Origin of the sequence: Nocardia sp. NPDC049737, from assembly GCF_040674755.1 — a bacterium.
In the GTDB taxonomy this organism is placed as follows: Bacteria; Actinomycetota; Actinomycetes; order Mycobacteriales; family Mycobacteriaceae; genus Nocardia.
Genome location: NZ_JBFANH010000005.1, coordinates 237574 through 255743, shown reverse-complemented (window position 1 = coordinate 255743; position 18170 = coordinate 237574). Strand labels below are relative to the sequence as shown.

At 65.7% G+C, this 18170-nt stretch carries 14 protein-coding genes and 1 pseudogene; 8 read left to right on the top strand and 7 right to left on the bottom strand.

The window, feature by feature from the left end; genetic code table 11:
• The first annotated feature begins 7 nt into the window (after nt 1-7).
• Complete coding sequence (locus AB0J47_RS09710) at nt 8-1393, top strand: amidohydrolase family protein (RefSeq protein ID WP_364342698.1); 1386 nt, start codon at nt 8-10, stop codon at nt 1391-1393.
• Here AB0J47_RS09710 and mftA read toward each other — a convergent pair.
• Nucleotides 1387-1458 (bottom strand): annotated as a pseudogene (gene mftA / locus AB0J47_RS09705) (mycofactocin precursor MftA); the annotation flags it as partial. The gene AB0J47_RS09710 and the pseudogene mftA sit on opposite strands and share 7 nt — an antisense overlap.
• Before the next feature lie 317 nt (nt 1459-1775).
• On the opposite strand from mftA, the gene AB0J47_RS09700 reads away from it, so the two are divergent.
• Together AB0J47_RS09700 and AB0J47_RS09695 are read left to right on the top strand one after the other, a co-directional pair.
• A complete protein-coding gene (locus tag AB0J47_RS09700; RefSeq protein WP_364342695.1) occupies nt 1776-5219 on the top strand; it encodes a protein kinase in 3444 nt (1147 codons plus the stop codon).
• Nucleotides 5220-5669: 450 nt separating this feature from the next.
• Nucleotides 5670-6176, top strand: a complete 507-nt coding sequence (locus AB0J47_RS09695) for a DoxX family protein (RefSeq protein ID WP_364342692.1) — start codon at nt 5670-5672, stop codon at nt 6174-6176.
• Nucleotides 6177-6224: 48 nt separating this feature from the next.
• Here the strand turns inward: AB0J47_RS09695 and AB0J47_RS09690 are convergent, their stop codons facing one another.
• Both AB0J47_RS09690 and AB0J47_RS09685 read right to left on the bottom strand, forming a co-directional pair.
• The gene (locus AB0J47_RS09690; protein ID WP_364342688.1) at nt 6225-7118 is read right to left on the bottom strand and encodes an IclR family transcriptional regulator; all 894 of its coding nucleotides are present in this window, start codon (nt 7116-7118) and stop codon (nt 6225-6227) included.
• A 257-nt stretch (nt 7119-7375) separates the two neighbouring features.
• Nucleotides 7376-8977 (bottom strand): FAD-dependent oxidoreductase, encoded by a 1602-nt coding sequence (locus tag AB0J47_RS09685; RefSeq protein ID WP_364342685.1) that lies wholly within the window; start codon nt 8975-8977, stop codon nt 7376-7378.
• Nucleotides 8978-9227: 250 nt separating this feature from the next.
• Between AB0J47_RS09685 and AB0J47_RS09680 the strand changes: the two genes are divergently transcribed.
• From AB0J47_RS09680 to AB0J47_RS09665, 4 genes are all read left to right on the top strand, one after another.
• Nucleotides 9228-10229: a VOC family protein gene (locus AB0J47_RS09680; RefSeq protein ID WP_364342682.1), complete on the top strand. Its 1002-nt coding sequence runs from the start codon at nt 9228-9230 to the stop codon at nt 10227-10229.
• Nucleotides 10226-11071 carry an alpha/beta fold hydrolase gene (locus tag AB0J47_RS09675; protein WP_364342679.1) on the top strand — a complete coding sequence of 282 codons (846 nt, stop codon included), beginning with the start codon at nt 10226-10228 and terminating at the stop codon, nt 11069-11071. Before AB0J47_RS09680 ends, AB0J47_RS09675 begins: the two co-directional genes overlap by 4 nt.
• Nucleotides 11072-11235: 164 nt before the next feature.
• Nucleotides 11236-12417 (top strand): hydroxylase, encoded by a 1182-nt coding sequence (locus tag AB0J47_RS09670; protein ID WP_364342676.1) that lies wholly within the window; start codon nt 11236-11238, stop codon nt 12415-12417.
• 26 nt (nt 12418-12443) lie between these two features.
• Nucleotides 12444-12992, top strand: coding sequence for a flavin reductase family protein (locus AB0J47_RS09665; protein ID WP_364342673.1), 549 nt, complete (start codon nt 12444-12446; stop codon nt 12990-12992).
• 75 nt (nt 12993-13067) lie between these two features.
• On the opposite strand, the gene hsaA is transcribed toward AB0J47_RS09665, so the two are convergent.
• Nucleotides 13068-14234: a 3-hydroxy-9,10-secoandrosta-1,3,5(10)-triene-9,17-dione monooxygenase oxygenase subunit gene (gene hsaA, locus AB0J47_RS09660; RefSeq protein WP_364343087.1), complete on the bottom strand. Its 1167-nt coding sequence runs from the start codon at nt 14232-14234 to the stop codon at nt 13068-13070.
• A 229-nt stretch (nt 14235-14463) separates the two neighbouring features.
• Here hsaA and AB0J47_RS09655 point away from each other — a divergent pair, with 229 nt between their 5' ends.
• On the top strand, nt 14464-15207 hold the full coding sequence (locus AB0J47_RS09655; RefSeq protein ID WP_364342670.1) for a hypothetical protein: 744 nt from the start codon (nt 14464-14466) through the stop codon (nt 15205-15207).
• Between the two features lie 234 nt (nt 15208-15441).
• Here AB0J47_RS09655 and AB0J47_RS09650 read toward each other — a convergent pair whose 3' ends face one another.
• From AB0J47_RS09650 to AB0J47_RS09640, 3 genes are all read right to left on the bottom strand, one after another.
• Nucleotides 15442-16191, bottom strand: coding sequence for a glucose 1-dehydrogenase (locus AB0J47_RS09650; protein WP_364342667.1), 750 nt, complete (start codon nt 16189-16191; stop codon nt 15442-15444).
• A gap of 68 nt (nt 16192-16259) precedes the next feature.
• Nucleotides 16260-17030 carry an SDR family NAD(P)-dependent oxidoreductase gene (locus AB0J47_RS09645; RefSeq protein WP_364342664.1) on the bottom strand — a complete coding sequence of 257 codons (771 nt, stop codon included), beginning with the start codon at nt 17028-17030 and terminating at the stop codon, nt 16260-16262.
• 15 nt (nt 17031-17045) lie between these two features.
• A complete protein-coding gene (locus tag AB0J47_RS09640) occupies nt 17046-18164 on the bottom strand; it encodes an acyl-CoA dehydrogenase family protein (RefSeq protein ID WP_364342661.1) in 1119 nt (372 codons plus the stop codon).
• Between the last annotated feature and the right edge of the window lie 6 nt (nt 18165-18170).

The following is an 18170-nucleotide window of genomic DNA, read 5'->3' as shown; positions in this document are numbered from 1 at the left end:
GTTCCCCATGCTGATTCGTGACGCCGAGGTATTCGGTTCCGGTCGGATGGACGTGCGCACTCGCGGCGGTGTCATCGTCGAATGCGCAACCGGATTGGTTCGCCTGCCAGGTGAGGACGAGATCAACGCAGCCGGTGGCTGGTTGTTGCCCGGACTGCACGACCACCACATTCACCTGCGTTCACTCGCGGCGACCTACGAATCCGTTCCGCTGGGCCCACCGCAGGTGCGCACCGCAACGGAGCTTGCGGCGCGACTACGGGAGATTGATCGAAAGCTGAAGCCGGGCAAGTGGATTCGTGGCACCGGCTACCACGAGTCGGTAGCCGGACCCCTCGATCGCGCGGCGCTCGATCGGATAGTCCCGCACCGTCCTGTGCGCGTACAGCACCGCACGGGTGTGCTGTGGCAGCTCAACTCGATGGCGTGCGACCTGGTCGACCTGGACAGTAATGATGCACCGGGTGTGGAACGCGACGAGACCGGTCGGCCGACCGGGCGATTGCGCCGACTGGACTCCTGGCTGGGGGAACGAATCGACTCGCGCACAACGGATCTGGCCGCCGTCAGCGTGGCTGCGGCGGCAATGGGCATCACCGGATTCACCGACGCGACCCCGGGACTCGCACAGGCCGATATCGACCAATTGGCCGAGACGGTCGACGCCGGGCGGATTGTCCAGCGCGTGCACTGCATGGCTCCTCCCGAAGTGTCCGAGCCCGACGGCGCACGTTTCACGTTGGGCCCAACCAAGATCGTGCTCGATGATTTCGATCTGCCTGCCTTCGATGAATTCGCCGACCGGCTGCGCGTGATTCATGCGGCAGGCCGGTCAGTCGCGGTGCACTGCGTCACGCGGGTGCAGTTCATCTTGACCATGGCCGCACTGGATTCGGCCGGTGTGCGCGCGGGGGACCGGATCGAACACGGCGCGGTGATCCCGTACGAATCACTGGATTGGCTACGCGGACAGCATATTTCGGTCGTCACCCAACCGCATTTCGTGGTTGAACGAGCCGAGCAGTACCGCGCCGAGGTGCCCGCCGAGGATCTGCCGGATCTCTGGCGTCTGCGTTCGCTGCTCGATGCCGGGGTAGGGGTCGCAGCCGGATCCGATGCGCCATTCGGCGCGCCCGATCCGTGGTCGGTACTGCGTGCCGCGGTACATCGCCCGCCGGAATTCCATGCCGCGGAAGGAGTGTCGCTCCTCGCAGCGCTGTCACTGTTCTTCGGCGCATCCGACACCCCGGCGACACCGCGCCGGATCACACCAGGCGCGGTCGCTGACTTGACATTGCTGTCGGTGCCGCCGGATCAGGCCGCACACCACATCGATGCCGAGCTCGTCTCGGCGACCATCGTGGCCGGTGAGCTGGTGTATTCGGGTCAGTAGACGCCGCACATACCGTCGATCGAGACCTCTTCGACCAGCCCGTCAGCGTTCACCAGGTCGGACTCGTGCGCAGTGCCCTGTTCCGTACGCCCTTCGAACCGATATTGTCAGTTTGTGACGAATATCGAACGATAGCGATGCCCACTAGCGGGCTCGGTTGGATCCCGGTGAGCGGGATGACCTCGAGTATGCCCGGTCTTCGCGTCGGTAGCCGCTTTCCGTAATCCCGAGACAGCCTCGCCAACCCGACCCGAGCTCGGCTTTCACGACTATGATCGGCAGGTCGGGGTCGGCAGTTCAGCCTCGAGAGGTGATCGTATGTTCCGACATTGCGGCTTCGGGGGTTCGCACGCATCGACGACGGTCGATTAGCCGATTCGCCATGCCCGATTCCGAGAGCGACCGCACCCAGCGCGATATCCAGTTCGGAATCGTCGCGGAACTGACCGCCGCCGGATTCGAGGATGCCGAGGAGATCGGTCGCGGAGGTTTCGGGGTCGTCTACCGGTGTCTGGAGCGCTCGCTCGATCGCACCGTCGCGGTCAAGGTGCTGACCTCGGAGATCACCGGCGACGAACGCGAGCGCTTCGTCCGCGAGCAGCACGCGCTCGGCCGACTCTCGGGCCACCCCAATATCGTTGCGGTCCACCAGGCCGATGTGACCGCCGACGGCCGCCCGTTCATCGTCATGCCGTTCCATTCGCGCGGTTCGCTGGATGCGCGATTGCGCGCGACGGGCCCGCTGCCGTGGCAGGAGTTGCTGTCGATCGGCGTGAAGATCGCCGGGGCGCTGGCCGCGGCGCATGCCGCAGGCACATTGCACCGTGATGTGAAGCCCGCGAACATCTTGGTGACCGACTACGGAGAGCCGCAACTGGCGGACTTCGGCATCGCGCATATCGGCGGTGGATTCGAAACCTCCGACGGACGCATCACCGGCACACCGGCATTCACCGCACCCGAGGTGCTGCGGGGCACGCCGCCGAGCGCGGTTGCGGACATCTACAGCCTCGGCGCCACTTTGTTCACCCTGCTGACCGGGCACGCGGCCGTCGAACGCCGCACTGGTGAGGCCGTGCTCGCGCATTTCGTCCGAGTCACCTCGACTCCCGGGCCAGACCTGGGCGAAGTCGATGTTCCCGCCGAACTCCGCGCCGCGATCGAAGCGGCGATGGCCACCGATCCGGATCGAAGACCGCGTACGGCAGTCGAATTCGGATATCTGCTGCGCGATGTCCAACGCCATAGTGGGCTCGATGTGGACGCCATGGCGGTGCCCGCGGACGCGCAGCAGCCGCGGTCCGGTCCGATAATGGTTCCCGCACAGCGTGGGACCGGCCCGCGCACCACGGCGCCACCGCCGGTCCCGTCGACCAAATATCGCCCGCCGACCTCGGCCCGTCCCCTGGTGGACCGGCCGCGGCTGCTGCGCAAACTGCAGGAGGGCGGCAATCGTCGACTACTGCTCATCCACGCGCCGCCGGGCTTCGGCAAGAGCACGCTGGCCGCGCAGTGGCGCGATGTGCTTACCGCACAAGGGATGTCGGTCGGCTGGTTGACGATCGACCACGACGACAACAATGTCGTCTGGTTCCTCGCCCACTTGGTCGAGGCGATTCGCCGAGCGCGCCCGGATCTGGCCGGCGGGCTGGTGACAATGCTGGAGGAGCGTTCCAGCGATGCCACTCGCTACGTGCTGGCATCGCTCATCGATGAAGTGCACGACAGCGGTGCGCCGATCGCCGTCGTCATCGATGACTGGAACCTGGTCACCGATGCCGGTACCCGCGCCGCCATGGAATTCCTGCTGGATAACGGATGTCATCACCTGCGGGTGATCGTCACCGGCCGAACGCGGGCGGGATTGCCGCTCAGCCGGATGCGGGTCGGTGACGAACTGGTCGAAATAGATTCCGACGACCTGCGGTTCGACGATGCCGAGTCGGCGGCGTTCTTGCTCGATATCAATCGGCTGAGGCTGGACCGATCGCAGGTCGCCGAACTGCTCGACTCGACCGAAGGCTGGATCGCGGCATTACAACTCGCCTCGCTGTCGCTGCGCGGTAGCCGTGACCCCGCCGGATTCATCGATCAACTCTCGGGCCGAAATCAGGCGATCGGCGAATACCTCGTAGAAAACGTGCTCGATACGCTGGATCCGGAGCTGCTCGACTTTCTGCTGGCGACCTCGATCACCGAAAAAATCTGTGCCGGACTGGCCGAAGCACTGTCGGGCCCTGCGGCTGCGCAGCTGTTGCAGCAGGTCAAGGCCCGAGATCTGTTCCTGCGCAATGTCGACTCCCTGGACAATATCGGCGGCGAATTCGAGTGGTTCCGCTATCACCGTATGTTCGGCGACTTCCTGCGTCGCAGGCTCGCCGAACAGGATCCCGACCGATGCCTGCGGCTGCATCGCATCGCGGCCGACTGGTTCGCCGATCACGCGATGTTGAACGAGGCGGTGGATCATGCACTGGCCGCGCATGATTCGGTGGGTGCGCTGCGATTGATCGAGGATCGCGCGACGGAACTGCTCGAGAGTGCCCGCACGGCCACGCTGCTCGGGCTGGTCGCGAAACTGCCGACCGCGGTCGCGGTATCGAGTGCGCGTCTACAACTGTTCGTGGCATGGGCGAATATCTCGCTGCAGCGGCCGGTGCCAGCCGAGGCGGCGTTGGATCGGGCCGACGCGGTGCCGGGTGCTGGTCAGCCGGATATGGACGACATCACCGATCTCCATGTCGAGGCCGCGCTGGCGCGTGCCGCGTGCCGACTCACCTCCGACCGAGTCGCGGAAATGCCGGAGCTCGTCGCGCATCGGCTCGAGACGGAGGTCAACCCATTCATCGCGACCATCGCGGCGGGCGTTGGATCGGCCGCCGCCCTCTATCGGTTCGACTTCGACGAGGTGTACCGGTGGCAGCGGTGGGTGGCGCCGCATCGGGCCCGGGTCAAGGGACCGACCGGCTTGCTGCACAGCTACGGCCTGACCGGTGTGGCTGCCTTCGAACAACTCGATATCGCGGCGGCGCAGGCGCATCTGGAAACCGCTCGGGCGCTGGCACTGGAGACCGGCCGCTATTCCTACATCACGCGCATGACGGGCGCCTTGCTCGGTGCACTGTGTTATTGGCGGGGCGACATCGACGAGGCCAAGGGGCTGCTCGACGAGAGCGTCAAGGCGGGGCCCGAAGGTGGTGCCGTCGAATTCATGTCGGCGACCTATGGCATCGGCACGCGAATCGCGGCACTGCGTGGCGATCTCGAGGCAGCGCGGGAGCGGCTCGCCGAGGGGGCGAAGATGGCGCACAATCTCGCGCTGCCCCGGTTGGCCGCGCGCATTGTCAACGAACGGGTCCGCCTCGGCCTGCCCATCGCCGCGGACGAGGTCGCCGCACTCGAGCGACTGGAGCCCTACCGCGCCGAAGGCGACGGGATCACCATCCTGACCTCGGAAATCCAGTGGGATTCGGCGATCCGGCTGCTATTGGCGGATCGCTCGGCTGGAAGCATCGAGACCGCCACCGTACTGGCCGAGCGGTTGGTCCGTGGCCTCGAACACCAGCGCCGCCCGCGGGCGCTATTGGAGGCGCGACTGCTGTTGGCGTGCTGCCTGGCGAGCGCGGGCCGTTTGGAAGAGGCTGTCGCGGTGCTGGATCCGGTATTGGCGCAGTGCGCTGAACTCGGCCTGCCGCGGTTGGCGGCTGATGCCGGAACTGCCATCGAGCCCGCCGTCGTCGCGCTCATCGGTACCGATCCGGCGCTGCGCCGGACGCCGCTGACATTTCTGACGCAGTTGCTGCCCGCCGGTACCGGGCGGCAGTAGCTCGGGAAAACATTTGTGGCGTGGATCACAGTCGTTCGTCTTGGGTCGGCCGCAGAGGCTATATTGAGTGCACTAAATCTGGCTGTCACTCATTCGCCGGTCATCGCGTGCGAGGAGTGGACACATCGATGTGTTGCATGGCGAGGACACGACAATGGCTCGACACAATTCACCGACGGCGCTCGTATGCCAGCCCGAATGGAACCCGATTTCGCTGCGCCGGTCTCGCCCGTGTGGTGACGATTGCCGCATCCGAGTGCATTTTCACGGGCACCCCACGCTGCAGTATCGTGCGGCGCGGGAGGCCGCCGAGTGTTTCGCTGCGGCCGTGCGCGGATTGGGCGTGGATGTCGACATTGATACCGAGCTCGACGAGGGGCTGCTTCCGCTGCCCTGTGCGCGGCTGTGGACCTCTTAGCCAGATCCCGACAATGAGGAGTCTCTTTTCGCATGACGATGATCGATGCCGCGATCCTGGTACTCCGGCTGGTGGTCGGGCTGACCATGGCCGCGCACGGCTATAACCACCTGTTCGGCCCGGGTGGTGTGGCCGGTACGGCGGGGTGGTTCGCCTCGATGGGACTGCGGCCGCCCCGGGTGCACGCGATATTGAGCGGTGCCGGGGAGTTGGCGGCCGGAATCGCCTTCGCGGCCGGGCTACTCACCGCGCCCGCGGCGGCGTTCATCGTCGGCAGCATGGCGGTGGCCGCGGTCATCGCGCATCGGAAGAACGGCTTCTTCGTATTCAAGGACGGCTACGAGTATGTGCTGATGCTCGCTGTGGTAGCCGGTTGTATCGCGGCCATCGGGCCGGGCACGGCCTCGCTCGATAGCGCGCTCGGCATCGATACGACGCTCGACGGTGGTCTCGGATTGGCCGTCGCGGTAATCGGTGGCGTCGGCGGCGCGGCGATTCTGCTCGCCGTGAGTTGGCGGCCGAAAACGCAAGCAGAATAAGGGAATTCGACGACCCCGCACCGTCGTGATGCGGGGCAGTTCGCTATCTCAGAACCACGCGCCTCGCTCGCCCATGGCGACCAGCTCGCCGAGCGCTTCGCTGGGCAAGGCGATCCGTGGCGTGGCAGGTATATGGCGTGGCCGGTCCGGCTGCGGTGTGACGCCGAACAACTTCTCGGATATCGCGTGCGCGGTATTGGCGACCAACGGCGCCAGTCGTTCGAGTGCGGCCTGGGCGTCGCAGACGATGGATATCGCGCCGATCGGCCCGTCCGGACCGCGCACCGCCGCACCGACACAGGCGATATGCGAATAACATTCGCCGCGCTCGAAGGCCAGGCCGTTGCGCCCGCGGATCCGGCTCAATTCCTGATGCAGGATGCCGATATCGCTGATGCTTCGGGCGGTTCGCCGCTGGATCGCGCCCTTGAACTGTTTGTCGACCCGCTCGGGTGACAACCAGGCGAGCATGCTTTTGCCGATGGCCGTGCAGTGCGCGGGGGCGCGGCCACCGACCCGTGATGGAATCTCCACCGCGGCCCGGCCGCCGAATTTATCCAGGTAGTAGACCTCGGTGCCATCCAGTACGGCCAGGTGCACGACCATCTCGGTGCGCACCGCCAGCGCGTGCAGTAGTGGGAAGGCCGCGGCACGCAATGCGTTGTGGCCGTCTTCTCGACCGCCGAGACCCAATGCTAGGGATCCGAGGCCGTACTCCCGGCCGTCGCGCTCGAGCCAGCGCAGCTGAACGAGATGTTTCAGGATGCGGTGGGTCGAGGACCGGGGTATGTTGGTCCGGCCGCTGACCTCCTCGAGCGTGAGGCGCGTCTGGGCGCCCCCGAACGATTCCATGATCAGTGTCATGCGTTCCACGAGCGAGGGGGATAACGCAGACTGCTCTGCGGCGTCGGCAGCTTCACTGATCCTCAACATCGAGGTCATCTCAGCGCCTCCTAACTTGGCCGGACTCGTACTTCAGCGGCCAGTCTAAACACGCGAAGGCGCCGGATCGGCGGAAATCGCCGAAATTTATACAGATCGGTACAGAGAACTTTTTGGAACAAAGAGGATACTGATCTGCCTCCCGGCTGTTACTCGCCGCCGGGCGTTCCTGGGCTCAGCCGGAAATGGGTGCTTCCGGCCGAGCCTCAGGCTACTGAATATTGCTCGTGCTCAAGCAATCTCGGGTATCGAGCCTGTCATTCGGCGGCGCCCGCGAGGTCGAGTGCCGCGAGGTAGGAGAAGACGAGAGACGACCCGACCGGTGTCCCGGCGCCCGGGTACACCCGGCCGGACATGGCGGCCATCGTGTTACCGCTCGCGTACAGGCCCGCGATCGGCTCGCCGTCCTCGCGCAGCACGCGAGCGTGCTCGTCGGTCTTCACACCACCCTTGGTGCCGATGTCGGCGAGTGCGATGGTGGCGGTGTAGTAGGGCGGAGTGTCGATCGGCGCCACGAGCGGGTTCGGGTAGCCGTTGTCGAGGGGCTGCACGTAGTTCATCACGGGTCCGGCGGGGAACCCGATGACGTACTGGGTCATCTGGTCCCAGGCGGTCTCGCCACGGTGGAACTTCTCGTCGACCCCCTTGTCGGCATAGGAATTGAACTCCTCGATCGACTTACGGAGGTTCTCGGCGGGCACGGCGATGAGATCGGCCAACTCCTCGATGGTGTCGGCCTTGCGCAGCGCACCCGATTCGAACCACTCCGGGCGGGGCGGCACGGCCGGGTCGCCACCGAAGCTGTCCCGGTCGATGTGGCGCTGATCGAAGATCCAGTGGCACGGAGTGTGCGCGACGCCGGTCTCCTTGTGCAGACGCAGCATCTCGCGCCCGGCCCGGTCGTAGGGCAGCAGTTCGTTCATGAAGCGCTCGCCCGCGCTGTTGACCCAGATGCCGCTGCGGCTACCGGTGTGGAAGACCGGTCGTCCGCCGGGTTGCATGAGACCGGGGATGTACCACGCTTGGTCCAGCAACTCGGTGGCCGCTCCGATCGCGACGGCAGCCTGCAGCGCGTCGCCGGTGTTCCCAGGAGCGCCATCGGACCAGTCACCGTGGTACGGGGCGACCTTGTGCTTCTCGCGCAGCTCGCGATTGCGCTCGAATCCGCCCGCGGCGAGGATGACGCCGCGGGTAGCGCGAATCCGGACCCGCTCGCCCTTGCTGACCGCCTCCACGCCGACCACTCGGTCGCCCTCGACGATCAGGCTCTCGAGCGCGGTCTCGAGCTTGTAGGAGCCGTTCCCGGTCTCCAGGAACGCCTTCAGCGTTCGCGCTATGAGCGCGCGGCCGCCGGTGAGCACGGGTGCCGGCTCTCCGCCCCAGATCTCGATGGGCAGCAGGTCGCGGATCAGCGGGGCGAGATCACCGAGTTCGGCGGCGTCGATCTCGGCCGGGAAGATGGTGTTGCCCGCGACCGTCGCGCCCGGCTTCTCCGCGAAGTAGTCGGGCACGGGCTGGTAGAAGAAGGACCCGAACCGCGGGTTCTGCTCGAGTTCGTCGATCAGTATCGGCCCGGTGCGCAGGTAGGCGTCTTGCAGGGCTTCGCGGGACGGGTCGTCGACGATCTCGCGGAGGTAGCCGCGCACCGTTTCGACATCGTTCTCGACGCCCGCGCGGCGCAGCGGGGCACTGCCCGGAAACCACAGTCCCGCACCGGAATAGGCGGTTGTGCCGCCGAGGCGGTCGGTCTTCTCGATGACGAGCGTGCGCAGGCCACGAGACGCGGCGGCGTAGGCGCCGACCAGCCCTCCTCCGGACCCGACGACCACGACGTCGTAGGTTTCCTCGTCAGCGGGCATGAGTATCTCCTTGCTTCCAGACCGCGAATCTCCTGCCATCGCCCGCCCAGTGACCTGGGTCACCCGGGGCGTGGATCTCCTGAGTGTGGGGGCTGCGGCAATCGGGCCGGGATCGGTTTCCGCTGTGCGGAAGGGGTGCCTGCTCCGGCCACGGCGACCGCGCGGCTTCCGGTGGGCGGAAATTCTCCTGGTGGCGCGCGCCACACGAATTAGCGTTCCTGGCCGTCAATCGATTTCAAGGAGAGCTTGCATGACTCTTTCCCACGACTACGATCCCGGCCCGCAGATCGCCCATGCCGGTGGCATCAATCTCGGCACGACGGACCTGGAGCGTTCGCTGGGGTTCTTCCGCGACCTGCTCGGCATGGAGGTCGTCGCGCAGACCGACGACGGTGTGGCCTACCTGCGCGGCTACCAGGAGCTCACCCACCACTCGCTCGTGCTGACCCAGCAGGACGAGGCCACGGTGAACACCTACAGTTTCCGGGTCCAGCGCCCGCAGGACGTCGAGCTCTTCCACAAGCAGCTCGAGCAGCAGGAGATCGAGTCGATCGAACTGCCCGCCGGGCACGAACTCGGCCGCGGCACCGCGATCCGCTTCCTGGTGCCGGGCAGTGAGCACCCGTTCGAGCTGTACTACGACATCGAAAAGCCGGTTGCCCCACCGGAATTACGCTCGAAGCTGCTGAGCAACAGCTCGCGCCGTCGCGGTTTCGGCGTGCGCCGCCTCGACCATCTCAATGTGCAGACCAGCGCGAGCACGGTGAATCAGTCCGAGCAGTGGCTGCGCGAAGCGCTGGGCTTCAAGCGCCGTGAGTTCGCGATGATCCCGCAGTTCCCGGAGACCATCATGGCTTCCTGGCTGTCGGTGACCCCGCAGGTGCACGACATCGCGATCGGTGTGAACGCGGAGGACGCGAAGGCGCGGTTCCACCACATCGCCTTCAATATCGAGAACTACCACGACATTCTGCGGGCCGCGGACGAGATCCGTGATCTCGAGATCGACTTCGGGCACGGTCCGGGCAAGCACGGCATCGGTCAGGCCATGTACCTCTACATCCACGATCCCGGCTCCGGTCACCGCGTCGAGCTCTACTCCGGCGGGTATTTGATCATGGATCCGGATTGGCAGGCGCTCGAGTGGAAGGTGCCCGAGCTGATGTACGGCCAGACCTGGTACGGCGATGTCCTCGACGTCGGCCCCGGCGCCGGATTCCTCACCACCTCGCCGTCCGCGGGCCTGAAATGACGCAGCGGACCGCTGACGTCGATGGGCTCACCGTCAACTACCACGAGGTGGGCGAGGGTGAGCCGCTGATTCTGTTGCACGGTTCGGGGCCCGGCGTCAGCGCCTGGTCGAACTTTCAGCACAATCTGCCGGTCTTCGGCGAGCAGTTCCGGGTGATCGCGCCCGACCTGCCGGGCTTCGGCAGTAGCGCGCTTCCCGAACTCGACGAGATCTACCCGGTGGTCGCCGCGAAGCGAATCGCGCGGCTGATGGATCACCTCGGCATCGATTCCGCGGTGTTCATCGGCAACTCCATGGGCGGAGCGGTAGTGGCAGAACTGGCCGCGCTGCATCCTGAACGGGTGCGCCGGATGGCCATCATGGGCTCCGGCGGACTTTCGGTCGGCATCTTCCAGACCGACCCCAGCGAGGGCTTTCAGCGGCTGTTCGAATTCCTCGGCGATCCCACCCGCGACCGCATGATCGCCTGGATCAAGGCGATGGTCTTCAACCCCGCGCTGATCACCGACGAACTCGTCGACGAACGCATGCGCAATGCCACCGCCGAGGGCGTGGTAGATCGGATGAAGGTGATCTTCGGTTCGATGTTCGATCCGAAGCTGCGTCAGACGTATACGCCGCTGTGGACCAAGGCCGCCACCATCACGACCCCGACGCTGATGCTGTGGGGCCGCGACGACCGGATGCTGCCCTACGACCAGGCGCACTTCGCGAACCGCTGGCTGCCCGATGTCGAACTGCACACCTTCGCCCGCTGCGGGCATTGGGTGCAGATCGAGCGCAAGTCCGATTTCGAGCGGGTGGCGATCGAATTCCTCACCCGCAAACCGTCCGCCACGTAGTCCACTCGACTCCGGCGCACCATGCGTCTTTCCAGTGAGCGGAAAGTCCGTGGTGACCGAATGGACCAAGGAATCACAATGACCCAATCCCCTCGCCAGATCGGCACTTTCGGTGGCCATCGCGGCGGCACCTGTAGTTTCCCAGTAAGTAGGAGGTGTGCGTCGTGGCACACGAAGTAGTCCAACGTGTCGAGGAGCTGGGGCCGGAACTGGCCGCACTCGCCGAGGAGAACGAGAAGCTCGGCAAGCTGAGCGACAAGACCGCCCAACTGCTGCGTTCGGCCGGGGTGATCCGGCTGCTGCAGCCCAAGGAGTTCGGCGGTTATGAAGCGCACCCGCGCGACTTCGCCGAAGCCGTGATGGCGGTCGCCCAGCACGACCCCGCCGCGGGCTGGGTGTGCGGCGTCGTCGGCGTTCATCCGTGGGAGATGGCGCAGATGGATCCCCGTCTGCCGCAAGAGGTTTGGGGCGAGAACCAGGACACCTGGATCGCCTCGCCCTATATGCCGATGGGCGTCGCCGATCCGGTCGACGGCGGTTACCGGCTCACCGGGCGCTGGCCGTTCTCCTCGGGCACCGACCACTGCGACTGGGTCTTCCTCGGCGCACTGCTCGGTGACGGCACCGGCAAGCCCGCCGGGCCGCCGACCGTGTTGCATGTGGTCGTTCCCCGCGCGGACTACAAGATCATCGACGATTCCTGGGACGTGGTCGGCCTGTGCGGCACCGGCAGTAAGGACGTCGTGATCGAGGGGGCGTTCCTGCCCGACTACCACGTCATCGTCCAGGACGAGATCATGCAGGGTGCGGCGGCCGAGAAGCGCGGGCTCACCGATACGGTGTACAAGCTGCCCTTCACCACCATGTTCCCGCTCGGGCTCACCGCCGCGGTCATCGGGATCTGCGAGGGCGGACTGGCCGTGCACCTGGCCCAACAGCGCGACCGCGTCGCGGTGACCGGTGTCCAGGTGCGCGACGATCCGTACACGCTCTACGCCGCGGGCGAAGCGGCTTCGGAGATCGAGGCCTCGCGGATTCAGTTGATCGAAGGCGTCAGTCGGCTCTACGACCAGGTGGAGGCCGGAAAGCCGGTCACGCTGGAGGATCGGTCGAATATCCGGCGCAATCAGGTCCGCTGTGCCTGGCGGGCGGTTTCGGCATTGGACGAGATCTTCGCACGCTCCGGTGGAAACGCCGGTCGGCGTAGTAACCCGATCCAGCGGTACTGGCGTGACGCGCATATGGCACTGCAGCACATGATCCACGTCCCCGGTACGGCCTACCATGCGAATTCCCTGGTCAAGATGGGGCTCGAGCTGCCGCCGTCGATGATCGTGATGGTCTGACGCGAGCGCGGTAGGGAGGACCGATCATGAACGAGATCCGATCGATGCAGGAGACGGTCGTGGCGATCAACGCGCGCCACTTCCGGGATGTGCTCGGCCATTTCCCCACGAGCGTGGTCGCGATCACCACACTCGACGACGATCGGCGCCCGCACGGGTTCATCGTCGGGACGTTCACCTCCGTCTCGCTCGACCCGCCCCTGGTGTCGTTCCTGGTGGACACATCTTCCACCACCCTGCGACGCATCCGCGAGACCGGGCGGTTCTGCGCAAATGCGTTGGCGGGCAACCAGGAACACGTGTCGCGGCGAATGGCGTCCAGGAGCGGCGACCGGTTCGAGGGCGTGCCGTGGCAGTCGTCCGCATTGGGCAATCCGGTATTGGATGGCGTTGTCGCGTGGGTGGACTGCACCGTTGCCCAGATCGTCGAGATCGGTGATCACGTCCTGGTCGTCGGGCAGGTGCACGAACTACGGGTGGAGTCGGTGCGTACTCCGCTGCTGTTCTTCCGCGGCGGGTACGGCGACTATCTCGCGAGCGCGCCGCTGGTATTGGAGCGGCTCGTCGGGTGGTAATCACCTGAACCCGGTGTGGCAGTGCGCAATTCGGCGACCCCGATGGCAGGGCAGGCCATCGGGGTCGCCGTCTGTTCAGACCAGCATTTCGTCGACGTACAACCCGAACGCGCCGCGGCCGCACAGCGCCAGTGACGATTCGACGTCGTTACCGGCGTGGATGCTGCCCGTATGCGCGTCCCGCCAGGCTCTTTCGATCGGATTGCCGCGACGTCGTGACATACCGCCCGCGGCCTGGAAAACCAGATCGATCGCGGTGATCGCGCGCTCGGTGCCGCATACCTGATCCCGGCGGCCGCGCAGTCGTAGCTCCATCGAAATGTCCTCGCGGCGGCGCGCCCGCTCGTACAGATCGTGCAGGTTCCGGTGCAGCTGCAGGACGGCGGCGTCGACATCGGATTCGGCACGTGCGACGGCGATCTGCACGGACCGGTCCGTGCTGAGACCGCCGCCGCCGAAACTCGGTCGGTTGAGATTGCGCATGCGCGTGAGGAATTTCTCCAGACAGCCTTCGGCCAAGCCGATCATCGGCGCGGTGACCGAATAGCTGTACATCGTGCCGAACGGCATGCGATACAGCGGGCCGGTATTCAGTTTCTGGCCGGGACCACGACGATGGGTGACGTCGTAATTGCGCGTCGTTCGATATTCCGGGACGAAAATACGATCGATGTGCAGATCATGGCTGCCCGTGCCGCGCAGGCCGACGGCGTCCCACACCCTATCGATGCGGTAGTCCGCGCGCGGTACCAGCGCGGACACGATATCCACCGGATCACCGTTGTCCGCGTAAACAGTGCCGCCGAGTACTGCCCATGACGCATGCGCGCTGCCGGATGCGAAGCGCCAATGTCCACTGAGTTCATAGCCACCTTCGACCGGCGTCAACCGGCCGACCGGCGCATAGGACGGACAGATCAGCGCATTCGGGTTATCGGACCACACCTCGCGTTGTGCGCGTTCGTCGAAAAGCGCCATATGCCACGGAACGACTCCGAGTACCGAGGTCACCCACCCGGTGGAGCCGCAGGTGCCCGCGATCATTCGGACCACGTCGTAGAACTGATTCGGATCGGCCTCCAGGCCGCCGGTCCATTTCGGTTGCAGCAGCCGAAAGACCCCGGTGGCGATCAGGTCCCTCATCGTCTGTTCCGGAATTTCGCCGGTCACGTCGACCTGGGCCGCGCGTTCGGCCAGTTCCGGCAGCAGCCCGTGTACCGCCTCGGCTACATCGTTGTCCATGCGGTAATCCTGCGCCTCGAGCACCGCGTACTCCAGCCGCACACCTCGGATTCGCACGCGGCTGCCGCTCAACGGGAATACCCGCCGTGGCCGCCGCGGCGGCGGTTCGGCCGTCCCGCTCTGCGGAAGTTCGCCGCCAGTCGAATGTGCGGGTCATCACACTGGTGGAGCTTTCGTCCTCTGGACGGAATTGCTCGCGACGAGTGAACAGATCGAAGGAGATCCGTAGATGAAAAAGTCGGTCTATTTCAGATTGCAACGCTGGTCGGCGTGGAGCGGATTCCTGGTTCTCGTACTCATGCTGACCGCCTACGGGGTCGGCCATTTGCTATCACCCATGAGTCCGACGATGAGCCAGGGCGAGATCGTCGACTTCCTCGTGGAAAACCAGCACGGAATTCTGCTGTGTGTGGCCATCATGGTGCTGACGGTGCCATTCGAATATCCGTACGTGGTCGTGACCAGCATGCAGATGAAGCGGGTCGAAGGCGGCTGGGGCTGGCTATCGATGGTCCAGCTGACCACCGGTGTGGTCGCGCCGACCGGTTTCTTCTACCCCTTGGCGATTCTGGCCGCGGCCGCATACCGGCCCGAAAGCCATTCCCCCGATGTGCTGTCCGCGATGACCGACATTTTCTGGCTGATGTATGTGGGCAATGCCTGTATCTTCGTCCTGCAGGTCTGGTCGATCGGATTCGCTTCCTACTTCGACCAGCGCGCCAAGCCGATTTTCCCGCGCTGGTACGCGCACCTGAGCATGCTCCTGGGTGTACTGCTCATCTCGGGCGCCTTCGTATTCCTCAACAAGACCGGCCCGTTCGCGTGGAATGGCATTCTGGCCCAGGGTATTCCGGCGCTCGCCTACCTCGTGTGGAAGGTCGCCACGCCGCTGGTACTGCTGAAGGCGATCAAGGGCGAGGAAGCCGAACTCGCCGAAAAGGACACCGTCGAGGCGGAGCCTGCGACCGCATAACTCTGGTGCAGGCTGCCGGTTTCGTGCGGGTGGCACGAAACCGGCAGGGCACGTCTTCGAAGCCGCGGGGCACGGCATGTTCCTCGGGACAGCACCGGAGGACCGGGAGAGGGCCGGGGAAATCCGCCGATTCGTCGACGAGCGTTGGGCGGGGCGCTGACCCGAAACTGCGCCGGGTCTCGCAATTCTCATTGCGAGACCCTGCCACAGTCGTTGCTGCGCAGCGTAATTCGGCTAGACGGAGAGTGCGAAACCGCCTGTTACGCGGAGCGTTTCGCCCGTGACGAAGGACGCCTTCGACGAGACCAGATAGAGCAGTGCCTCGACGATGTCGCGCTCCTCGCCCTCGCGCTGCAGAATCTGCTGACCCATGACGCGCTCGGCCTCGTCGCGAGCGAGTTCGGCGCGAATGGTCTCGGTGAAGATCAGGCCCGGTGCGATCGCGTTGACGCGAATGCCGTCGGGGGCGAATTCGCGGGCGAAGGACATGGTCAGGCCGCGCACGGCGAGTTTGGAGACGCCGTAGACGGTTCGGTTGGCGTAGGCCGCAGACGACGAGATATTGACGATCGATGCCCCCTCGCGCCCGGTCATCGCCTTGTGCGCCGCCAGGGTGCAGTTGACCACGCCCATAACATTGACATCGAATACCCGCCGGACCTTGGCCAGGCCGAGTTCGGTGAACGGTCTGTTGTATGCGGCGTGCAGGCCCGCATTGTTGACCAGGATGTCGATACCGCCGTGGCGTTCGGCGACCGCGTCGATCATCGCGGCGACGCCGTCTTCGTCGGCGACATCGCAGGCCACGCCGGTCGCATTGCGGCCCTGCGCGATCAGTTCCGCGGCTGCGGATCCGGCGACCTCGCCGTCGATATCGGCGAGCACGACGTGCGCGCCCAGTTCCGACAATGCGGTGCCGAATGCCTTACCGAAGCCGCGGCCACCTCCGGTGATGACCGCGATCTTGCCTTCGTGGTCGGACATCGCGTCCTCCTTCGAACAGGGCACCGTAATGCGATGCCCGACTTGAACTTTCGCGTTCGGAACCGCGATCACTTCGGGGCGAAGCGCTGGCCCGCGTCCAAGCGCAGGCACTGGCCGTTGAGCATGGGGTTGTCGATGATGGCGAGGGCGAGTTTGGCGTACTCCTCCGGACGGCCGAGCCGCTTGGGGAAGGCGGCGTCCTTGACCAATTGCGTCCGCATCTCGTCCGGGATTTTGACGGTTATACCGGTGTCGAACAGGCTGGGCGCGATGGCGAGCACCCGAATGCCGAGGGAGCCGAGATCACGGGCCATGGTGAGACACATACCCGCGATGGCGGCCTTGGCGGCGCCATAGGCGACCTGACCGATCTGGCCTTCGAAGGCCGCGATCGACGAAGTATTGATGATGACGCCGCGTTCGCCGGTCTCCTCGGGATCCTCCGGTTCGTTGCGGCTCATATGCACTGCGGCGAGCCTACTGATGTTGAAGGTCGCGACGGCGTTGAGGTCGAGCACCTGACGGAAGGTCTCGAGGTCGTGCGGACCTTCCTTGCCGAGCGTGCGCTTGGCCTTGCCGCCGCCCGCCGTGGTGATCGAGACATGCAGTCCGCCAAGGGAATCCACCGCATCGGCGAGTGCCTGCTCGGTCGCTGCGAAGTCGGTGATGTCGACGGGGTGGAAGCTGGCGCCGAGTGCGGCGGCGACCTCGGCGCCCGCCGTACCGGGACGGTCGAGCACCGCGACATCGGCGCCGCGCGCCGCAAGCAGTTCGGCACTGGCCCGGCCCATGCCGGAGGCGCCGCCGAATACGACGACCTTCTTGCCCTTGATTTCCATGGAATTCCTTCTCGCTCAGACGGATGCGGGCGACTCTTGCAGCAGAGTGCACAGCCGGTCCCGATGGACGGTGACGCCGCCGTAGAGGACGGCGTCGGTCTCGGCTCGACGCAGGTAGAGATGCAGGTCGTGCTCCCAGGTGAACCCGATGCCACCGTGTAATTGCAGGGCGCGGGCCGTGACCTCCCCGGCAGCGGAGGAGGTATAGGAGGCGGCTACACATGCCGCGCGCACGGCGTCATCGGCTTCGGCGGCCATCGCCGCGTAGTAGGTGGCCGCGCGAGCGCCGTGCACGAACATCGCCATATCGGCGCACGCGTGCTTGACGGCCTGGAAGGTGCCGATCGGACGCCCGAATTGCACGCGGGCCTCGGTATATTCGACGGTGAGTTCCAGCATGCGCGCCATCGCCCCGAGGGCATCGGCGCATCGCAGTACCGAGGCGTAGTCGAGCAGCCATTGCACCTCGGTGGGCCCGACCTCGAGGCGACGCTCGGCCGGAACGCGCACCTGCTCGAGCCGGACTTCGTAGAACGCGCGCGTCAGATCCAGCACCTGCTGGCGCCGCAGGGTGACCCCGGGACTGTCCCGGTCGACGAGGAATGATGTCGGGAGGCCCTCGTGCCGCGCGGTGACCAGCAGCCAGCGGGCGCCGCCCGCATCCTGCACCGCGGTCTTGACTCCGTCGAGAATGAACCCATCCCCGTCGCCCCGGGCTTCGGCGTGTACCCCGTCCAGAGTCCACGGTGCCCGAGGTTCCGCGAAAGCCCAAGTGGCCCAACCGGATCCCTCGGCAAGTGCGGGCAGCGCCTCGGCTCGCAATGCGGGTGAACCCGCGGCGGCGATCGCGGCACCGACGACGGCGGTCGATATGAACGGGCCGCGCCCGAGCCCGCGCCCGATCTCCTCGGCGACGAGTGTCAGCTCGACCAGGCCCTGGCCAGCACCGCCGTACTCCTCGGGTAGAGCCAGGCCGGGCCAACCGAGCTCGGCGGTGAGCCGCCACAGCTGCGGGTCGACGTCTTCGTCGCGTTCCATCCAGTTCCGTAACGTCTCGATCGGCGCCCGGTCCGACAGTAGGTCGCGCGAGGCAGCGCACAACATCGTCTGCTCGTCGCTGAGCTCGAAGTTCATCAGTCA

Bases quoted from the DNA above. Each gene is read 5' to 3' on its own strand.
- AB0J47_RS09675 (WP_364342679.1), top strand. From the start codon at position 10,226: ATGACGCAGCGGACCGCTGACGTCGATGGGCTCACCGTCAACTACCAC.
- AB0J47_RS09645 (WP_364342664.1), bottom strand. From the start codon at position 17,030: ATGGAAATCAAGGGCAAGAAGGTCGTCGTATTCGGCGGCGCCTCCGGC.
- AB0J47_RS09650 (WP_364342667.1), bottom strand. From the start codon at position 16,191: ATGTCCGACCACGAAGGCAAGATCGCGGTCATCACCGGAGGTGGCCGC.
- hsaA (WP_364343087.1), bottom strand. From the start codon at position 14,234: ATGGACAACGATGTAGCCGAGGCGGTACACGGGCTGCTGCCGGAACTG.
- AB0J47_RS09695 (WP_364342692.1), top strand. From the start codon at position 5,670: ATGACGATGATCGATGCCGCGATCCTGGTACTCCGGCTGGTGGTCGGG.
- AB0J47_RS09685 (WP_364342685.1), bottom strand. From the start codon at position 8,977: ATGCCCGCTGACGAGGAAACCTACGACGTCGTGGTCGTCGGGTCCGGA.
- AB0J47_RS09665 (WP_364342673.1), top strand. From the start codon at position 12,444: ATGAACGAGATCCGATCGATGCAGGAGACGGTCGTGGCGATCAACGCG.
- AB0J47_RS09655 (WP_364342670.1), top strand. From the start codon at position 14,464: ATGAAAAAGTCGGTCTATTTCAGATTGCAACGCTGGTCGGCGTGGAGC.
- AB0J47_RS09710 (WP_364342698.1), top strand. From the start codon at position 8: ATGCTGATTCGTGACGCCGAGGTATTCGGTTCCGGTCGGATGGACGTG.
- AB0J47_RS09690 (WP_364342688.1), bottom strand. From the start codon at position 7,118: ATGACCTCGATGTTGAGGATCAGTGAAGCTGCCGACGCCGCAGAGCAG.
- AB0J47_RS09700 (WP_364342695.1), top strand. From the start codon at position 1,776: ATGCCCGATTCCGAGAGCGACCGCACCCAGCGCGATATCCAGTTCGGA.
- AB0J47_RS09680 (WP_364342682.1), top strand. From the start codon at position 9,228: ATGACTCTTTCCCACGACTACGATCCCGGCCCGCAGATCGCCCATGCC.
- AB0J47_RS09640 (WP_364342661.1), bottom strand. From the start codon at position 18,164: ATGAACTTCGAGCTCAGCGACGAGCAGACGATGTTGTGCGCTGCCTCG.